The organism is Psychrobacter sp. Cmf 22.2 (genome assembly GCF_001921745.1).
Classification (GTDB): Bacteria; Pseudomonadota; Gammaproteobacteria; order Pseudomonadales; family Moraxellaceae; genus Psychrobacter.
In genome coordinates, this window is the sequence record NZ_MRYA01000008.1 from 120,079 (window position 1) to 139,124 (window position 19,046).

Here is a 19,046-nt window from a genome sequence, read left to right on the forward strand (position 1 = left end):
ACTGCTATCAACCGATTTAAAGGGTACGGTTCTAATTAAGTAGTATGGTGCTAAGATATAGCAATCAGGCTTTTATAGATCATTTTATCAGCATAAGGTGACAGCTCTTCGTCAGCAATCTCTGGTGGCAGTATTTCTGCTTCTATTTGATACTCTCCTAATATCAATCGCCCAGCTTCGACTTCTTTTTGGAGCAGTCGTTGCAGGCTTGCCAGTTTCAAATGTGACTTATAACGCTCATAAATCGTTTGTAAAGAGATGGGCGCACTGGCATGAATAGCAGGTAAAATAATATCTGATGCCAGTATATACATCTCATTCAACGCTTGTTCGCGTACCAGATCTGCACTATCGATATTGTTTTGCAAACGATTTGCCAAACGTCCTTTAGACGACAACATCACTACAAATAGCAGTGTCTGCACACCAAATACAGCCATATACATCCACAAATACAGCTCTACATTTAATAGACTACTAAGTAGCATAAGAACGATAGCCACAACAAAATAGCTGACCAATTGCCATAATAGCCACATAATTAGACTATTATCTCCAAACCAAAACATCCAGCGCTCTTCTAGGGCAATAAGGCTCTGACGCGCTTCCCACCATTGCTGTTCACGCTGTTTTAGCTGCTCGCAAAAACTGGCTTTTTGTAGATCGATATCACTGCTACTGTTTTCAACGTCGTTGGCACTATTATCGAGCATGTCGATATCAAGACGGTTAGTTCTAGAAGCTTTAAGCATATCAATCATCCTAACAATGGCTTGCCATAATCTATGGTAAGCATTGTATCTATTGTTGTTATTTATAAGCTACGAGTGATAAGACCAACAGCTAAGTCATTGAACGTCTTAACAAATAATTGCTCAGACAATGACAGCGAATGTAAAGCAAGAAGGAAAAGACAAAAAATAAGAGAAGTGCTACACTGTCTGAATGTAATTTTTCTTTATAGTTTTATTATCAATGGCCTATTATAGTTACCTAATCTATGAATAACAACTTAATGCGTTTACATCCATATCCGTTTGCCAAAATGGCGACTCTTTTAGCAAACAGCGCTCCAGCCCCTGCCTACACAGAGATTAAGCTTGGCATAGGTGAACCAAAACACAAGCCACCAACATTTGTACTGGACGCGCTACAAGAAAACTTAGACAAACTATGTCGATATCCGACTACTAATGGTACTTTTGAGCTGCGTCAAACCATTGCGCATTGGCTCGAAAAGCGGTTTTTTTTGCATCACGTCGATGCCAATACCGAAGTACTGCCGGTCATGGGCACGCGCGAAGCTATTTTTAGTTTTGTACAAGCGGTGGTGAGTCACGACGAAAATACAGCTAAGCTAGAAGACAAGACAGATAATAAGCCATGTGATCCTATCGTCGTCATGCCCAATCCTTTTTATCAAATTTATGAAGGAGCTGCGATACTTGCGCAAGCGGCGCCATACTTTGTACCTTGCACATTGGACAATGACTTTAAAGGCAATTATCGCACTGTGCCGAAAGATATCTGGCAACAAACGCAGCTTTTATTCGTCTGTAGTCCAAACAACCCGACCGGCTCTGTGATGACCATGGATGACTGGGAGTTTCTTATCCGTCTGTCAGATAAATACGGCTTTATTATCGCCAGCGACGAGTGCTATAGCGAACTGTACTTTGACAAAGCGCCTATTGGTCTGCTACAAGCTTGCGCCGAACTTGGTCGTAATGATTTTAAAAACTGCGTCGTATTTCACTCATTATCGAAGCGCTCAAACCTCCCCGGTCTACGCTCAGGCTTTATCGCAGGCGACGAGACTATTTTAAAATCTTATTTACAATATCGTACCTATCAAGGCTGTGCGATGCCTATACCGCATCAGATTGCCTCTATCGCGGCTTGGCAAGATGAGAAACATGTGGCGCATAATCGGGCGCTATACCAAGAAAAATTTGCGTTGTGGATGGCAGAATTAGGCGAGCTACTAGATTTACGTATGCCTGAGGCTGGATTTTATTTTTGGGTAAAAGTCCCTGAACAGTTCGATGGTGATGACGAAGTCTTTGTTAAAGTACTGTATGAGCAAGCCAATATCCATGCGCTTGCTGGGCGTTACTTGTCACGTGAAGTCAATGGTAAAAATCCCGGTCAAGGTTATGTCCGTATCGCTCTGGTTGCTAGTGTTGAAGAGAGCCGTGAGGCAATTGAGCGTATTCGTAAATTGTTAACGGAGCATACCAAGTCATCTGTATAATCAGTAAATGGCTCAGCAACTGCCGGATGAGTTTTTGTATTTTTCAATTATCATCATAGCGTCGCTCTTATCTTTAGTCGCTCTCATATCCCTATTAACAATAATGTTATAAAGGGCAAGATAGTGCTATAGTAAGACAATATCGTTTTACTATAGTCGCCTATGCAGCTCAGCTTTTTTATGACTTTGTCTTAGTCATTGAGTTTGCGATGATAAACTGCTTGTGTGGACGACGCTATCAAGGATGATGCCATGCCCCATCTTGATTTTACCCAGCCCCCATTTGACGTCCTGCGTCTCACTGAACGACAAAGTCTCAAAAAAAACACCCAAGTTCGCTATCTTGGCGCAAATGAAGCCTTATCTAGCGATGACTTACACAACTTTTTTGTGGTATTAAAAGGGCAGATTGACCAAACACTGGCGGATGAGTTAGTCGCTTCCTATTTCGGTAGTAATCACTCCGATCAACTCAACAGTAACGACTGGTTTGATGGTCGCCGGACACCTGAATCGCAACACCATATCAAAAAAACTCAAGACAATGAGCCTTATCCTGATACTTATCAGTATATTGCTCATGAAGACACTTTGTTGCTCCAAATCAGTGGCACCGCTATCGATAAAATCAGCGCGCAAAATCATCTGGTCCGCCAATTACTATCAGACAAATTGCCTGAGAGGTTAAAGGCACTACGGCAACGACGTAGTTCACCAGCTCAAGGACTGGGTCTGAATGCCGGAAGCTATACGGCGCAGCAAGAAGTACAGCAAATCATGCTACAACCAGTCACTAATGTCATGCTACTGCCTGTACATATTATCGACGCTGACCATAGCCTACATGAAGCTGCGCGTATCATGACCGAGGCTGGACTGAAGCATGTGCTGGTACGTCCAAAGAGTCATTTATTAGAGCAACCCATAGATATACTTAACAATGCTGAAGATATCTCTCAGCCTGAAATTGAAACTGAACATAGCCTTACCCACCGTTCAGATCGTGAGCTTGGTATCTTGACTGATACTGATATCTGCCGCGCTGTTAGCGAACAACAAGACCCTGCCACCACTCCCTGCCAGTATTTTGCCAGCTTTAACCTACGCACTATCAATGCGCACAGTGAGATTGGTGATGCGCTAATGACCATGACTCGCTACCGTATTCACCGATTACCTGTCATCGATAATAAAGGTCAGGTCGTCGGGGTATTGGGTCAAAGCGATGTATTGGCTTATCTTGGTCACCACTCACAGCTTATTAGTGTTCAAATTGAACAGGCAAAGGACTTAAACAGCCTAGATACGGCGGTCGAACTCATCGGTCGCTATATTCGTACGCAGCATCAAAACGGAGTCAAGATTGGTATTGTTAGCCGCATGGTGCAAACGCTAAATGCGCAAGTCTTTACTAAGCTTTGGAAACTGATCGTTCCTGATGAAGTTGTAGCAAATACCTGCGTTATCGTGATGGGCTCAGAGGGTCGCGGTGAGCAAATCATGCGTACTGACCAAGATAACGCGCTCATCATTCGTGATGGCTTTACTCATCCTGATTTGGCGCAGTTTGCCGATACCTTTAATAACCACTTAGCAGATCTTGGCTATCCATTATGCGATGGCAAGATTATGATGAATAACCCAATGTGGCGACAACCGCTAAAACCGTTTAAAGCCCAAATCAGCTTATGGTTCAAAAACACCGATCCGATGCACAGTATTTACTTATCCGCCATACTCGATGGTGAGTACGTCTGTGGCGATGAATCTCTGCTAAACGATATACGTGACCATCTAAAAACGGCGCATCGGCAATCAGATCGGATGTTTGTACGGCAGTTTGTACGGGCGGCGCTCCAGTTCGGTGACGTCAATCAATGGTGGCAAAAGTTTGTGCCGTTATTAAGCGGTAAACCCAGCTCGCATGATATTGACCTTAAAAAAGCCGGTATTTTTCCACTGGTGCATGGTATTCGTGCTTTGGCATTAGAAAATGATATTTTAGAAGTACCTAGCACTAAAGGTCGCCTCAAAGTTTTGGTACAAGCTGGCGCTTTAAACCAAGAGCGTGCTGACACTTTATCAGAAGCTTTAGAGTTCTTTATGGCGCAGCGTTTATCGGTTGCACTCTCTACAGATGATAAGTATGCACGGCACGTCGACCCAACTACCTTATCAGCGCTAGAGCGCGACCTATTAAAAGAGTGTCTTGCCGTGGTAAAAAGCTTTAAAACACAGCTGCGGCAGCATTATCAACTAGAGGCATCATAGAGGGATATTCGACTGATATGAGTTGGTTAAAGCAGTTGTCTGCTACATGGCAAAAGTCGCAATTGCAGCGTCCTGAGCTGGCATCGATGTTTGACAAGCCTATAGCTGAGCAATGGGTCGCGATAGACTGTGAGATGACGGGGCTCAATCCTAAAAAGCATCACTTATTATCGGTAGCAGCCATTCATATCAATGGCAATACTATCGATACAGGTAATGGCATGCACTTAGTTTGCAAACCGCCTGTGATGCCTGATCGTGATACCATTGTGATTCATGGTTTGCGTACCGCTGATGTCGAAAACGGGATGAGCTACGATGAGATGCTCGAGTTACTATTACCTTTTATTGATAATCGTCCAATAGTGGGATTCTGTCCAAAGATAGATACGGGCTTTTTAAATCCCTTGGTAAAACGCTATATGGGCACTACTTTACCCAATGATGTTATTGATGTGCGGCACCTATATAGCCGGCGTGTAAGCGGTCAAACCCAAGGCCTCTCCGGTCAATCACAGCATCTGACCAGTATCTTGGCGCATTATGATATTCCTGAGCTTGGCACGCATGATGCTTATAACGATGCCATCATGACAGCGATGGCATTTTTGCATGTACGTTAAAGCTCGTCGCCAATTCATGTTAATATATGCGGTTTTTGCCACCTGATGGTAGACCATTCATGCAACTCACCTTCAAACTTTACACGCCTCCTACAACGATTGCCAAACTGAAGCTTTTTTGCACTTATTTGCGACCGCTTAATCAGTCTAGCAAACGCTTATCAACGCTTGCACTATTTGCCACAGCTATCATAACGCCACTTCACGCACAGGCAGCCCTACCAGACGCTATCCAAGCAGCACTATCGCGAGCAGATTTAACCGCAGCCGATATTAGTATTATCATTACCCCAGTGGGGGATAAAAACGCAAGTCGACTACCCTCTCCGATTCAGGTTATTGACAGCGATATTGTTGACAACAATGATACTCAGACTCAGCTTGCAAGCACCAATTCTGAGACCAATAGCACCAGTCAAAAAACGGCGCAAACCAATAACAATAATGTCAAAAATGATGTCAGTCAGCAGATTACTTTGACTACTATCGAGAAGCGTACGATTAAAAAACATGAGCAAAAATTGCTTGCTTATACGGATGATCCTTATACTTATCAAAGTCTAGAGAGCATTCCAACAGTACTCTCAGATAATGTAAGCTCAAAATCTATTAACAATGCTAATAGCGATGAAGATGCCCATGTAAGTGCTAATGTAAGTACTGATAAAGACAGTAGTGCTAACGTTGCTACGCCAACGATCAAAATTTCATTCTCACCTTTATTAAGTCATCAACCAGATATCGCGCGCACGCCAGCCAGCACGATGAAACTGGTGCCCAGCTTTATTGCTTTAGATACATTAGGTGCTAACTTTGTCTGGCAGACACGTGTTTATCATACGGGTATTATTATCGGTGATCGGCTCCTTGGTGACTTGATTATTCAGGGAAGTGGCGATCCCAAAATGACCCATGAGCGTTTGCAGCAGCTACTTTATAAGGTACAAGCAACAGGTATTCGTCATATTAACGGTGACATTATCATCGACAGCGCAGTTTTTAAAAATGTTGGCAAAGATCCTGCGGCCTTTGATAACGCACCGCTGCGACCTTATAATGCCAGCCCTGATGGTTTTTTGGTAAACTTTAGCACTATCGGCATCAAAAGCTATCCATTAAATGAGGGACAAGCAAGCCTCACTTACACACCAAAACTAGCAAATTATCAATTGCCTAGTACGATAAACACGCGTTCAGCTACCTGTGGTCAAGCTAGTTATAGCCTTGCACCTCAGTGGCAATCGCAACAGCTAATCTTAAATACTACTCTACCAACTAGCTGTAAAGAACATGTTTTTTATGTCGCGTATCCTGATGCCAAAGATTTTGCGGCACGCGTCATCGCCGCCAAATGGCAAGAGCTGGGCAATACATTGAGCGGAAACGTTATCACTCAAGAAACCCCTTATACTGCGGCAAAAAACACAAAACCAACACGTAGTCTGGCAACGCTTCCTATGTCACCACTACCTCTTGTCAGCTATCCGTCGTTAAATCTAACTCAGCAAATTTATGACATTAATCACTTTTCTAACAATGTCATGACTGAGCAAGTGGCGCTATCGATTGGGGCTTACGACAAAGCAAATGCCTTTCAATCAAAGACTGCTAAAGCAAACATCGCTACTGTTGAGACGCCCAGCACAAACAATGATGAAGCGAACAATGATAAAACAGCTAATAATAAAATAATAAACAGTAAAACAAACAGCTTATACCAGTTTGATAAGCCTATTGCTACGGGCTATCCTGCTGCCTTACAAACCATCAACCAATGGTGGCAAACCCATCTAAGCACACCGCCGCCGTACTTGACCAATGGCTCAGGACTTTGCCGCGACTGTACGATTACAGCGGCCAACTTAAGCGAGCTGTTAACTTACGCTTATAGTCACCCAAGCTTTGACGCCTATGCCAACTCTCTAGGTATCGCAGGTGTCAGCGGCACTATTGCTGCTCATGGCGAGCGCTTACCTGAGTCAGCAGCGATTGGCCGTGCATGGATAAAAACGGGCACCTTAAATAATGTCACCTCGATGGCAGGCTATGTCAAAGGAGCGTCTGGACAAGACTATGTCGTCGTCGGCCTGATAAATACCGAGCAGGCGCTAAACACTTATACTGCCAGACCAGTATTAGACGCGATGCTCGACTGGACCGCACAGCACTGATTTTTTATTGAGAAAAATAGCACTACACTACCAGTCTCTAGCTTTTGTTCCGCTTTTATCGGCTACTTATTTATATCAACTGTATGTTTTTACCTTTATAAAGGTCAGCTTATGTCACGCAAAACAACCAATCTTAGCAAGTCTACTGTCAAAACAGCCCGCAATGATCAGCTGCATAACTCTCAGCTGAACCAACCTAAGATGGCTCAATATATCGGTTTTTTTGCGGTTGGTTATATTCTTACCAGTACGGTATTTATGATGATTCAAACCCAAATTGCGCTAAATTCGCAACTGGTGACGGTGATTTCTATCATCATCGGTACTTATATCGCTGTGAATAAATTTATCAAACATCATAAGCGAGTGCTAAATAGAGATGAGATCAACCGCTTGATGCTCGGCGGAGTGACTAGCGTATGGCTGCTTACTGCCATTTATTTTTTGGGAATATGGTTCTTATTATTTGATGCAGTAAGCCGCGAGGTATTACTTGAGATGACCATGCAGCAGCCCCTGCCTCTACTCTCTGCATTAGTCATGATATTGGTGCTCACTTTTATCAGTGCACGAATCAGTATATTACTCATAAACCGTCTGCTTGATCCAAAACGTAAAGCGCCATAAAGATTGACAGTCTATCTACAACGCACTACAAAATTTTTGCACTATTAATACGTAAATTCCGTTACGCTGACTTTAGTTAGATTACACTTAATTTAGCAATCTAAGAATTTGAAATATAGTATATTCAATTTAAAAGTGTTACAGCGCTACTGGGATGATTTTTGCGCAGCCTCTGGGAACGCAGCAAGCAAGGAAAAATTATACCAGTAGCGCTTTTGAACTTATGACAGTTTTATTTTTAATTGACTATACTTTGTATTATTAATAGGAGTAAATACGATGGACATGCTCTTTTTCGACAGTATAGATAAGCTTGGACGTATTGTCCTGACTACAGTCATGGTTTATGTATTGGTGGTGATAACCACAAAAGTCTCTGGCAAACGCTCTACCTCACAGCTAAACAACTTTGATTGGATTGTTACCGTGATGATTGGCTCGCTGGGTGCGAGTACTATTTTACTCAAAGAGGTCCCGCTTATTGAAGGGTTTAGCTCAATATTGGTACTTTACTTGTTGCAGTTTTTGGTGACCAAATATGCGGCAATTTCACCGCAATTTAGCAGCGTTATATTATCTGATCCGCGCATCGTTTTTTATCAAGGGCAATATTTACCAGATGCCATGCGTGCTGAACGCTTGACTCGCCAAGAGCTTGAGTGTGCTATGCGCTCTGAAGGCATTAGCAGCTTGGATGATATTGAAGCGATTGTCTTTGAGTCTGACGCCAAGTTAACTGTCATTACTAAAGATAATAAGAATCAAGATTCAGATACTATCTCCGAGACACTATCGCCTTTGACGGATTAGCAAGAATCAATGAAATAAATCAAAGAAAACTAAGGAACAAGCGGCAATGAAAGCACGACTCTTAACCATTGGTAATAAAATGCCCAAGTGGGTGCAAAGCGGCTTCGACGAATATTATAAACGTATCCAACCTATGCTCAGCACCGAAATCGTTGAGCTTACCGCAGCCAAACGTGCCAAGAATCCTTCTGATGCCAATCTAGCTCAGTATCGCGAGCAAGAAGGTCAAACAATTTTGGCAGCTCATGCAACTGCTACCCGTGAACAGCTTTGGGTGCTGGACGTCAAAGGCAAAATGCTATCGACAGAGAGTCTAGCAGAAAAACTGGCAGATGCTATGCAGCAAGGCGATGATATTGCGTTCGTAATCGGCGGTGCAGATGGTGTCTCGCAAGACGTGTTGACGCAGGCAGATGTAAAATGGTCATTGTCAGCGCTGACGTTACCGCATCCTTTGGTACGAGTGGTATTGATGGAGCAGTTATATCGAGCGATGAGCATTAACCACAATCATCCTTATCACCGTGGTAATTAAAGTCGCTGATACAAATGTTGTAAACTAAGCCTGTCATAAAATTAAGCGCAATAAAATATGAATAGCTTAATAGATTGAAAAACCCATACGTGCCCTAATAAACGGTACATGAGCTATTCGAAATTTGCGAAACTTACGCCATTTAACCATCTTTATAAGCATGCTAAGACGATTGAGCCAATCAGTGGCGCTATCGCTTGGGCAGATGCGCCCGCAGGACTCAATAATGCAGCAAGACTGCCGGCATTATTTATATCTCACGGTGCACCGACGCTTGCTATTGAGCAGTCTGCGACCACGAACGCCCTTGCGCGAATAGGTCAGAACTTACCCAAACCTCGTGCCATCGTTATTATGTCTGCGCATTGGTTATCAGCTAAGCTTGAGATTAGCAGTAACCCTAGACCTAAAACTTGGCATGATTTTTCTGGATTTGATCCTAAGTTATACGAATTACAGTATCCTGCTCAAGGTCATGTCGAGCTTGCTGAGTCTTTAGCACAGCAGCTGACAGCACGCGGTATCATTTGTAGTGCCAATCCGATGCGAGTCTGTGATCATGGTGTCTGGGCACCGCTCAAACATCTATATCCAGAAGCGGACGTTCCTATCGTACAGATATCTCTGCCGCAGCATTATGATAGTGTGTCTCTTTATCAGCTGGGTGCGCAGCTTGCCCATTTGCGTGAGGAGCAGATACTTATCATCGGCTCAGGTAATATCACTCATAATTTGCAAGCGCTACGCTGGCAGGCCGATAGCGTTGATCCTGCCGCCAAAGACTTTAAGTTATGGTTGTTACAACAACTCAAAACAGACATCCCATCCGCGCTAGATTGGCACCAGTATCCTGATTATAAAAACATCCATCCAAGCGATGAGCACCTGTTGCCGCTATTTTTTGCGCTAGGGGCTGCGCAGCGCGTGTCTGTTGTGCATGAAAGCATGGCCCATCATAGCCTTGGAATGGATATCTATCGCTTTGACTAGATCAATTCTACAACCCTATTACTTGGTATAGCTACTTCTCAAAAGCCGCCTTAGTAAATAATCCTGCGCGCTCAATCTCTCCTGCCAAACTTAATAACGTCGTCTCATCATTCATACGACCGATCAATTGCATGCCAATTGGCAGACCCTTTTTACTCATTCCAAGTGGCAGTGACATGGCAGGTAAGCCTGTGACATTACCGAGCAAAGTAAACGCCATTTTGCTCAATACAGGGTGACTAAGCTTTTCAATCATTCCTGAGCTAAAGGTATATTTACCCATATTAATACCTTTATTTAACAAACCTGAGGTGCTCATTAATATCTCGTCTACTCGACTTGGGGGCAGCACTCCATGCTTCACCGCTGTCGTCGGTACAGTAGGGCATAAGATCATGTCGTATTGTTCAAGTAACTTACCAGTCTGGTATTGGCTATCATGCCAGCCGTGCTTTGCGTGTACTAAGTCAACAGCAGACAATGAACGGCCAAGCATCGCCATATTATAAGTTTGTGGCTCAAGGTTTTGCACGTGCTTCTTGCCATGGCAGCGCTCAATATCGTCGATAGTAAAAGCCGTATGGGCACAAACCACTACGATAAAATCATGCCAAAACTTTTCGATATCAATGTTTGGCTCAGCTGGTACAACGCGATGTCCCATGGCCTCCAATTGCTTAGCGGTTTGTTCAAGGACTGCCAATACTTCTTTATCGACTGCGGTATTAGCAATGAGTGGCTGCTGGTGCAAAGCAATCGTTAGCGGACGTGGTGCACGCATTGCTGCTTGCAAAAATGTGCCATTGGGCGGTGCAATCACATAAGGCGCGCCAACCTCAGCGCCGCTAGTCGCATCTAGCATCGCTGCACTATCGCGCACCGTACGCGTAATGACGTGATCAGCGATCGCACCATCCCAGCCCTCACCAAATGCAGGTCCGATTGGATTGCGGCCACGGCTAGGTTTGAGGCCAAATGTACCACACCATGCTGCAGGAAAGCGTATCGAGCCGCCACCATCTCCTGCGCCTGCCATCGGTACAATACCGCTGGCGACTGCCGCTGCACTACCGCCCGATGAGCCACCAGAGCTATAGCCCTTTTTGAATGGGTTGTGGGTAGCGCCATGCGCTTTTGGCTCAGTGGTAATGATCAATCCAAACTCTGGGGTATTGGTCTTGCCAAAGGTATTAACGCCACTGGCTTTCATACGTTTGACAATTTCGCTATCGTAATCGGTCACAACATTGACACTACGACTGCCCATCGTTAATGGCTCATCAGCAAAATAGAAAGATAAATCTTTTAAGAGATAAGGGACGCCAGTAAATACGCCTTTTGGTAAACCTTTTTGCGCGGCATCATAAGCACGCTCATCAAATCGGTGAATAATGGCATTGAGCTTGGGATTGAGTTTGTTAGCTTGGTTTACGGCCGCATCTAACAATTCTTTGGCGCTGACTTGTCCTGAATTGACCAAACCTGCTAATCCTAGTGCATCGTATTGAGTATATTCTTTAAACATTTTTGCATCCTTGCTTAGAAATAATTTTGTTTATGGTCATCAAACCTATCAAGTATATCGCTTTAGATAACAGACGAACAGATACCTTATTAGCACTACTCTGTTCATTCCTCTCTTTATTTGACCAAAAAGCGAGCCACTCTCGCGACTCGCTTTTTTTTATTAATTAAATCTACTGGCATTTACATAAGTAGTTCACGCTTACCACTTTTTCCCATGGAGCTGACCAGTCCAGCCTCCTCCATAGAGTCGACGATGCGCGCGGCACGGTTATAACCGATACTAAATTTGCGCTGAATACTAGAAGCAGATACTTTACGGGTTTCCATAATAAAGGCGACCGCGTCGTTATAAAGATCATCGTCTTCACCAGATGCACTGCCAGTACTACTGCCGCCAGGGCTCGACAATTCAAAATTGCCCGCCATATTGTCGATATAGTCTGGTGCGCCGCGTTCACGCCATGCATCGCACACACGGTTAACCTCTTCGTCACTGACATAAGCCCCATGGACGCGATCTGGTTCAATCTGTCCTGGCCCTAAAAACAGCATATCACCGTTGCCGAGCATGTCTTCTGCACCGCCACTATCCAAAATCGTTCGTGAATCGACTTTTGAGTTAACCCGCAATGCCGCACGTACTGGAATGTTGGCTTTAATCAAACCAGTAATGACATCGACCGATGGACGCTGAGTGGCGAGCATAAGATGAATACCTGCCGCCCGTGATTTTTGAGCCAAACGCGTGATAAGCTCTTCTGCTTGCTTACCGACCTGCATAATCATATCGGCAAACTCATCCGCGACAATGACAATCATCGGTAAGGTTTTGAGCTTAGGTGCTTGGTCAATGCTTACACTGTCATTAGGTCGCCACAATGGATCAAGCATCGGCTTGCCAGCTTTTTCAGCGGCTATTACCTTTTTGTTAAACTCATTCAGCTTACGTACTTTTAGCAGACTCATTAACTGATAACGGCGCTCCATCTCAGCCACGCACCAAGATAAGCTACTAGCAGCTTCTGTCATATCGGTGACGACAGGCGTTAATAGATGCGGAATATCATTATAGTTGGCCAGCTCAAGCTGCTTTGGATCAATGAGAATCAAGCGCAGATCATTTGGCGTATATTTAAGTAGCATCGAGAGCAGCATTGAGTTTACCAATACTGACTTACCAGAACCTGTCGTACCTGCGACTAGCATATGCGGTGCACGAGCAAGATCAGTGATAATAGGATTGCCACCGATATCCTTACCCATTGCCATGCTAATTTGCGCTTTAGGATCTTTGTATTTTTCGGTATTCAAAAGCTCAATCAGACGCACCATTTCGCGTTTTTTATTCGGCACTTCGATGCCGATATAAGGCTTACCTGGAATGACTTCGACCACACGTAAAGAGGCCATAGACAATGAACGCGCCAAATCACGTGAGATACCCGTAACCTTGCTGGCTTTTACCCCAGCGGCCAGATCTACTTCAAAGCGCGTAACGACTGGCCCTGGAATCGCATTAACCACAGAGGCCTTAACATTGAACTCTTGAAGTTTAATCTCTAATAGCTCTGATAGTTGTTCAAGCTCCTGAATAGTATAGCTTGGTTTACGATCAGGATCTGGTTTATCCAAGATAGACAGCTCTGGAATGGGCGACAGCTGCGCACGATATTGGGCGGTTTGCATTGAGCGCGACTTTCGACTAAACGCTGCATCATCACTGATATCAGGCATAACTGGCGCATCTGGGTCATCTAGACGACTATCGTCTTCTGGCATCATATCAGTAATATGGTTACTACTATCACCCTCAGGAACAGCAAAGCTCATCGTTGGTTTGGACCCTGCCAACGGCTCGGCATTGATGCTCGAATTAACGCTTTCTACCGCCGGCTCAGCTTTTGGCGCCGGCTTTGGGTTGGCAGGTGGCGTATTGGTCGGGGTCATATCTTTCGATATCATCGGCTCTTGTACATTTAGCTGGCGTTTAGCGTCAACGTTATCAGTTTTTGTTACTCTCTCTTCTACTATAGGCTGATCTTCGACGACTGGTGAAGCTTGATGTTCAGCCCTCTTCGTAGCGTCATTTATTGGTTCGAGATGATCGGTAGCGCCTTTGTCAAAAGAAGTCATAGGCTCAAATGAAGGTGCTATATCTACATTTACAGGCTCGTTTTCAGCCAACCAATTATCCGCCAACTCATCTAAATTAGGTGTTTGCTCGTCGGCAACAATCGTATCTGTCTGTTCAGACTTAATTGCGTTAGATTGGTTATCTTCAAACGCTGTATCGTCATATTCTGCCGCTTGCTCAAAATCTACATGAGTTTCTACAGGTGTAGATATGACAGGATCTACAGCGGCCGTCGATGTTGATACGCATTGGTATTTTTCAGCTTCAGTTGCCAATAAATCATCAACCGTACCAGCATCATTCCACGCAAAGCTAGGCTCAACTTTACGAGTAGGCATAGTAGGTGCTACTGCTTGTGTTTTATTATTAGTATTTTCAGTATGATTATTCGATACAGGAGCTGATGCTTGTGAGTTGTCATACAAGGTAGCCTGACTTGTAGCAGACTCAGCAGCATCGGCTGCAACAGTCGCTTTCACGCTAGCCCTAAGACCTGACTTGGTCAAAAAATCTGTCAGTGCATAACTAAAGCGGCTGCTATTATCTGGCGCATGGCTTACACCAGCCGTTTGTAGCTCAAGTGGTAGTTGCTCGTAGTCGTTGGCACTTTGTTTCGCTCTATGTTCAGCGCTTGTATTGTTGTTAGTACTGGCAGCTAAATTTTGAGCTGCGCTGTTTTCTTCATCATTGGATGCTAGATTATGAGAGCTTTGCTGACTGTAGTCATGCTGATCACTATTATCTTTGACACCTGAGCCAAGCCATGACAGATCGGTGAACTTACGATATAACTTATGCCAGTGAATATTGAACGCAAACGTGGCAGTAATACCGACAAAGCCTGCCAAAAACAACACACTTCCCCACTGCGATAACAGCTGTGTCAAGCGTGCTTGCAACTCAAGTCCAATGATGCCACCTGCAACGCCTTCAAGGCCTGATGCGATAGGGTCTGTAACTTGCTGTACTAAAGCAATGATTTGCGCAAACAAGGCACTACTACTCAGTATTAAAAAGACATAAGCCACCAGCCGCAGCAACCAAAATGTCGGCTTATTGTCCCACCAAATCAAGATAGATTCATAAATCAAAAAAGCCAGTAGCCACCAAGCGCCAAAGCCAAAAAAGCTATAGAACAGATCAGACAACCATGCGCCTGTTGAGCCGCCCATATTATTAATCGTCGTCATATCACTGCTGATATGTGACCAGCTGGGATCATTACCGGTATAAGTCGATAAAATAACGAACAAATAAACGGCCAAAATTATCCCAAGAAAGGTAAATATGCCTTTTTTTAAATATTCAATAAGCGGTGCTGATATCACGTAGAATCTGCCTTGTTATCCATACTAAATAGTCGTCAATTCATGATTAAGCTTAATCATGTTGACATAGATTGATGTAGCCAAGTGTCTATAAACAGCTTGTATAAAAAGCGTCTATAATAGAACAGCTATTATAAGGTATCTCATTGCTATACATAACGTAAAAGTCGTCATTTATGACCTAAAATAGGCGCTTGGTGGTCTATGTTGGTAATATGCCTGCCTGTTAATCACAGATGTCACTCAAACTCTAGGCATCTAGCATAACTTCTTATAATAACAAATACATAGCTCAATTGGGGACGATGTTATTAATAAAGAGGTCTAATAAACACATCGATAACGGATTTATAAGTAAGCAGATACATCAAGAAAATAACGAAGCTCACGCTACTGAAGAATAAAGCCACGAAAGCTTTTGCCTGACTACATTTGGGACGGCAACAAGCATGCTTTAATTCTAATAATACCCATATTAGTTTTAGCAAACTTGCACTTTTTAGTGATGGCCCTTATGTTAGTATCACATATAATTAAAAGCACACCATCCTCTTTAATCTTTCATCATTATTGTTTACCAAATTTAGCAAGGAAAAAACATGTCAATTGAAAATAATACACAAGAAACACGTCACGAAAAACTTATCATTTTAGGCTCAGGTCCAGCAGGGTATGCTGCAGCTGTTTATGCCGCACGTGCCAATCTAAAGCCAGTTATGGTCACTGGCATGGAAGTAGGCGGACAGCTGACCACTACCACTGAAGTCGATAACTGGCCGGGCGATGCTTATGACTTGACAGGCCCTGTGCTTATGGATCGTATGAAGGCACACGCTGAACGTTTTGGTACAGAGCTGGTCTACGATCATATTAATGCTGTTGATTTAAACGTGCGTCCGTTTCAACTGACTGGCGACAATGGCAGTTATACTTGTGATGCTCTTATTATCTCAACAGGCGCTTCTGCTCAGTATTTAGGTTTAGAATCAGAACAGAAATTTAAGGGTTTGGGTGTGTCAGCTTGTGCTACCTGTGACGGTTTCTTTTATAAAGACCAAAAAGTAGCGGTGATTGGTGGTGGTAATACCGCTGTTGAAGAAGCGTTATATCTATCTAACATTGCCTCTGAAGTCACATTAGTGCATCGCCGTGATAGCCTGCGTTCTGAAAAAATTCTACAAGATAAGCTATTTGAAAAAGCCAAAAATGGCAATATCAAAATAGAATGGAACCATAAAGTCCAAGAAGTGGTTGGTGATGATATGGGTGTCAACGGCATTATCATTGAATCTATGATTGATGGTAGTACCAAACAGTTAGATAGTCATGGTATGTTTGTAGCAATCGGTCATAAGCCTAATACTGATTTATTCAAAAATCAGTTGGACATGAAAGATGGCTATCTTATCGTCAATAGCGGCTTGAATGGTAATGCTACACAAACCAGTATCGAAGGGGTGTTTGCAGCAGGTGACGTCGCTGATCACGTCTATCGTCAAGCCATTACTTCTGCTGGTACGGGTTGTATGGCAGCGCTTGATGCCGAAAAATATTTAGATGCTATCAATGAAGCCACTGCGACTGATCATACTTATGCGTCGACCCTAACTGCTGATAAAGAAGCCTAAATGGGCAGCTTTTTTCAACAAAATAATAGCCATATCACGCCTGAGATCTTAAAAAGTCTTGGGCGTTATGACTTTCCCAATCCTATCTCTATCGACCCAGATGGTATCGGTATCGTGGCTGTGGGTGGCGACTTAGCACCCCAAACACTGATCTCTGCTTATGCGCAGGGTTTATTTCCTTGGTTTAATGAAGATGAACCTATCGCTTGGTGGTGCCCTGATCCTCGCTGCGTGATGGTACCGACTGATTATAAATCTAGCAAGTCGCTACATAAGCAAGCAGGCCGTGCGCGTTGGCAGCTGACGCTCAATCAAACTTTTGATGACGTTATCCACGCCTGTAGTTTACCGCGTAATAATGGCTTGCCCGAAGGCGAGCATACTTGGATACACGAGGAGATGATTGAGGCTTACACAGAGCTTCATGCATATGGGTTTGCACATAGTATCGAAGTTTGGGACGAGAAAGGCGCACTTATTGGCGGGCTTTATGGGCTAAAAATAGGCAGTATATATTTTGGTGAATCTATGTTCCACCGGGCCTCTAATGCCTCGAAAGTTGCATTTTGGGGCTTGATGCGTTTGTGCGAACAAAGCAATGTCGCACTTGTGGACTGTCAGTTGCCAAATGATCATTTAATGAGCTTAGGCGCAACGACTTTACCGCGCCCTAATTTTTTAGCGCAGCTAGATACACTGATTGGCAGCGGTTCAGTCAAATGGCAAAAAAATTCTCATAAACCCCTAGCCGTATCGCTACTTAATACGATAGCGCCTTGGCAACTTAGGTGAAAATCAGTGCTATTGTAATAACAAAACATTTTACGACTACCGACCGACGAGGCTAGTATGGCATCCGATACATCGTTTTTACTGATTGGAAGTTTGGCAACTCAGGCCAATACTACCAAAGACACAATACGCCATTACGATCAATTAGGACTGCTAAGATCACGCAAGCGTCAAGCTGGATCTCGTCTCTATACTGAGTTCCATCCAGATTGTATTGAACGTATCGAGCTGATTAAAAGTGCTCAAGCGATCGGTTTTACACTCACTGAAATCAAAACCAGTCTTGATGATTATTATAATGGCAATTTAGGACTTGATGAGCAATTAAGTCTCACTCGGCAAAAGCTAGAACAAGTGAGCAAACAGCAAGCCAATATCAAACTGATGGCAGAGATGTTAACCGAACGTATTGAGATGCTGGAACGTATGAAAGCAGATGATGACTATAAATTTACTATTGACGATTGTAAGAACAAACTGCCTTTACAACCATAAAAGGTTCATTTGCAAATGCGTCAACTTCACTGTTTGTTAATAGCAACAGACTCTTTTATGATAATTAATTATAAACACGTTGCATAATAAGCGCATCAATCGCTGGCTGATTCGGTATATGATAATAGCCTTGCCGCTTATGGATATTTATAAACTTCTGCTGCTCATATAAAGCTATTGCTGGCGCATTATCTGCGCGTACCTCCAATAGTAAACTCTCTACTTGTTTGTCTAACAACTCTCCCTCCAGTGTAGCAAAAATTCGTGAAGCGACACCTTGGCGCTGATAATCAGGACGAGTACCGATACGTAAGATTTCTGCTTGTTCAAACATAACTTGGTACAAACAATACCCAACTACCTTTTTATGATTAGTTTTCTTTTCTTGTGGCTCATCATAAACGACAATCATATCAATACTATCTTGCTCGAATAGCTCAACCAATGTTTCATACGTCCACGCATCTTGCAATTGAACCTGAGTCTCGATAGTAGCTATAGCCTGAATGGCTTGCTCAATAAGTGCTTGGCTATCTGATAGCTTTTCTATAATGAGCACGGCTTAACCTCTTATGTTATCGCTTTAATTATGTCTATGATATATCAACAACTAGGTGGCAAGGTCTAAAATTGTCCTTAAAATGATGACATACTCTAAATCAATTAAACTTTATCTTAATGTGAACACCAGCGTTTATGTCCTGCCTCTACATATGTAGTGCTTTTACGTATTTCCATAAAAAAAGCCACCCTAAATCAGGATGGCTTTTCAACGAATTCATAACAAACAGCCGTCTTAGCTGAATGAATGACTCTTAGTCGTTTACGCTAGCAACAACACCAGCACCTACAGTACGGCCG

General features: G+C 43.4%; 15 protein-coding genes. 11 read left to right on the top strand and 4 right to left on the bottom strand.

The genetic code is table 11. From position 1 onward, the window contains the following. Positions 1-50: 50 nt before the first annotated feature. Positions 51-752, bottom strand: coding sequence for a hypothetical protein (locus BTV98_RS12385; protein WP_058368221.1), 702 nt, complete (start codon positions 750-752; stop codon positions 51-53). Positions 753-1,000: 248 nt separating this feature from the next. Between BTV98_RS12385 and dapC the strand changes: the two genes are divergently transcribed. From dapC to BTV98_RS12425, 8 genes are all read left to right on the top strand, one after another. Beyond that, positions 1,001-2,254 (top strand): succinyldiaminopimelate transaminase, encoded by a 1,254-nt coding sequence (gene dapC, locus BTV98_RS12390; protein ID WP_075103702.1) that lies wholly within the window; start codon positions 1,001-1,003, stop codon positions 2,252-2,254. Between the two features lie 252 nt (positions 2,255-2,506). After that, positions 2,507-4,525: a DUF294 nucleotidyltransferase-like domain-containing protein gene (locus BTV98_RS12395; RefSeq protein ID WP_058368220.1), complete on the top strand. Its 2,019-nt coding sequence runs from the start codon at positions 2,507-2,509 to the stop codon at positions 4,523-4,525. Positions 4,526-4,542: 17 nt separating this feature from the next. Beyond that, positions 4,543-5,148 carry a 3'-5' exonuclease gene (locus BTV98_RS12400; protein ID WP_058368219.1) on the top strand — a complete coding sequence of 202 codons (606 nt, stop codon included), beginning with the start codon at positions 4,543-4,545 and terminating at the stop codon, positions 5,146-5,148. Positions 5,149-5,207: 59 nt separating this feature from the next. Next, positions 5,208-7,319 (top strand): D-alanyl-D-alanine carboxypeptidase/D-alanyl-D-alanine-endopeptidase, encoded by a 2,112-nt coding sequence (locus BTV98_RS12405; protein ID WP_083606207.1) that lies wholly within the window; start codon positions 5,208-5,210, stop codon positions 7,317-7,319. A gap of 111 nt (positions 7,320-7,430) precedes the next feature. Continuing rightward, positions 7,431-7,946, top strand: a complete 516-nt coding sequence (locus BTV98_RS12410) for an ABZJ_00895 family protein (protein WP_075103704.1) — start codon at positions 7,431-7,433, stop codon at positions 7,944-7,946. A gap of 279 nt (positions 7,947-8,225) precedes the next feature. Next, the gene (locus BTV98_RS12415; protein WP_058368217.1) at positions 8,226-8,756 is read left to right on the top strand and encodes a DUF421 domain-containing protein; all 531 of its coding nucleotides are present in this window, start codon (positions 8,226-8,228) and stop codon (positions 8,754-8,756) included. Between the two features lie 46 nt (positions 8,757-8,802). Then, on the top strand, positions 8,803-9,291 hold the full coding sequence (gene rlmH, locus BTV98_RS12420; RefSeq protein ID WP_058368216.1) for a 23S rRNA (pseudouridine(1915)-N(3))-methyltransferase RlmH: 489 nt from the start codon (positions 8,803-8,805) through the stop codon (positions 9,289-9,291). Positions 9,292-9,399: 108 nt separating this feature from the next. Continuing rightward, positions 9,400-10,281, top strand: a complete 882-nt coding sequence (locus tag BTV98_RS12425; protein WP_082637964.1) for a class III extradiol ring-cleavage dioxygenase — start codon at positions 9,400-9,402, stop codon at positions 10,279-10,281. Positions 10,282-10,312: 31 nt separating this feature from the next. Here the strand turns inward: BTV98_RS12425 and BTV98_RS12430 are convergent, their stop codons facing one another. Next, complete coding sequence (locus BTV98_RS12430; protein WP_058368215.1) at positions 10,313-11,806, bottom strand: amidase; 1,494 nt, start codon at positions 11,804-11,806, stop codon at positions 10,313-10,315. A 182-nt stretch (positions 11,807-11,988) separates the two neighbouring features. Then, positions 11,989-15,270, bottom strand: a complete 3,282-nt coding sequence (locus BTV98_RS12435) for a DNA translocase FtsK (protein ID WP_075103705.1) — start codon at positions 15,268-15,270, stop codon at positions 11,989-11,991. Between the two features lie 599 nt (positions 15,271-15,869). On the opposite strand from BTV98_RS12435, the gene trxB reads away from it, so the two are divergent. From trxB to BTV98_RS12450, 3 genes are read left to right on the top strand one after another with little or no spacing between them, the layout of a single operon-like run. Beyond that, on the top strand, positions 15,870-16,898 hold the full coding sequence (gene trxB / locus BTV98_RS12440; protein WP_058368213.1) for a thioredoxin-disulfide reductase: 1,029 nt from the start codon (positions 15,870-15,872) through the stop codon (positions 16,896-16,898). After that, on the top strand, positions 16,899-17,690 hold the full coding sequence (gene aat / locus BTV98_RS12445; protein ID WP_075103706.1) for a leucyl/phenylalanyl-tRNA--protein transferase: 792 nt from the start codon (positions 16,899-16,901) through the stop codon (positions 17,688-17,690). A gap of 57 nt (positions 17,691-17,747) precedes the next feature. Further along, positions 17,748-18,185 carry a MerR family transcriptional regulator gene (locus BTV98_RS12450; RefSeq protein WP_075103707.1) on the top strand — a complete coding sequence of 146 codons (438 nt, stop codon included), beginning with the start codon at positions 17,748-17,750 and terminating at the stop codon, positions 18,183-18,185. Between the two features lie 64 nt (positions 18,186-18,249). Here the strand turns inward: BTV98_RS12450 and rimI are convergent, their stop codons facing one another. Next, positions 18,250-18,744, bottom strand: a complete 495-nt coding sequence (gene rimI / locus BTV98_RS12455) for a ribosomal protein S18-alanine N-acetyltransferase (protein WP_075103708.1) — start codon at positions 18,742-18,744, stop codon at positions 18,250-18,252. Between the last annotated feature and the right edge of the window lie 302 nt (positions 18,745-19,046).

What these genes read in the sequence shown, in the direction of transcription:
- BTV98_RS12385 (WP_058368221.1), bottom strand. Translation starts at nt 752, where the DNA reads ATGCTTAAAGCTTCTAGAACTAACCGTCTTGATATCGACATGCTCGAT.
- dapC (WP_075103702.1), top strand. Translation starts at nt 1,001, where the DNA reads ATGAATAACAACTTAATGCGTTTACATCCATATCCGTTTGCCAAAATG.
- BTV98_RS12450 (WP_075103707.1), top strand. Translation starts at nt 17,748, where the DNA reads ATGGCATCCGATACATCGTTTTTACTGATTGGAAGTTTGGCAACTCAG.
- BTV98_RS12405 (WP_083606207.1), top strand. Translation starts at nt 5,208, where the DNA reads ATGCAACTCACCTTCAAACTTTACACGCCTCCTACAACGATTGCCAAA.
- aat (WP_075103706.1), top strand. Translation starts at nt 16,899, where the DNA reads ATGGGCAGCTTTTTTCAACAAAATAATAGCCATATCACGCCTGAGATC.
- BTV98_RS12430 (WP_058368215.1), bottom strand. Translation starts at nt 11,806, where the DNA reads ATGTTTAAAGAATATACTCAATACGATGCACTAGGATTAGCAGGTTTG.
- trxB (WP_058368213.1), top strand. Translation starts at nt 15,870, where the DNA reads ATGTCAATTGAAAATAATACACAAGAAACACGTCACGAAAAACTTATC.
- BTV98_RS12415 (WP_058368217.1), top strand. Translation starts at nt 8,226, where the DNA reads ATGGACATGCTCTTTTTCGACAGTATAGATAAGCTTGGACGTATTGTC.
- BTV98_RS12425 (WP_082637964.1), top strand. Translation starts at nt 9,400, where the DNA reads ATGAGCTATTCGAAATTTGCGAAACTTACGCCATTTAACCATCTTTAT.
- BTV98_RS12400 (WP_058368219.1), top strand. Translation starts at nt 4,543, where the DNA reads ATGAGTTGGTTAAAGCAGTTGTCTGCTACATGGCAAAAGTCGCAATTG.
- BTV98_RS12395 (WP_058368220.1), top strand. Translation starts at nt 2,507, where the DNA reads ATGCCCCATCTTGATTTTACCCAGCCCCCATTTGACGTCCTGCGTCTC.
- rlmH (WP_058368216.1), top strand. Translation starts at nt 8,803, where the DNA reads ATGAAAGCACGACTCTTAACCATTGGTAATAAAATGCCCAAGTGGGTG.
- BTV98_RS12410 (WP_075103704.1), top strand. Translation starts at nt 7,431, where the DNA reads ATGTCACGCAAAACAACCAATCTTAGCAAGTCTACTGTCAAAACAGCC.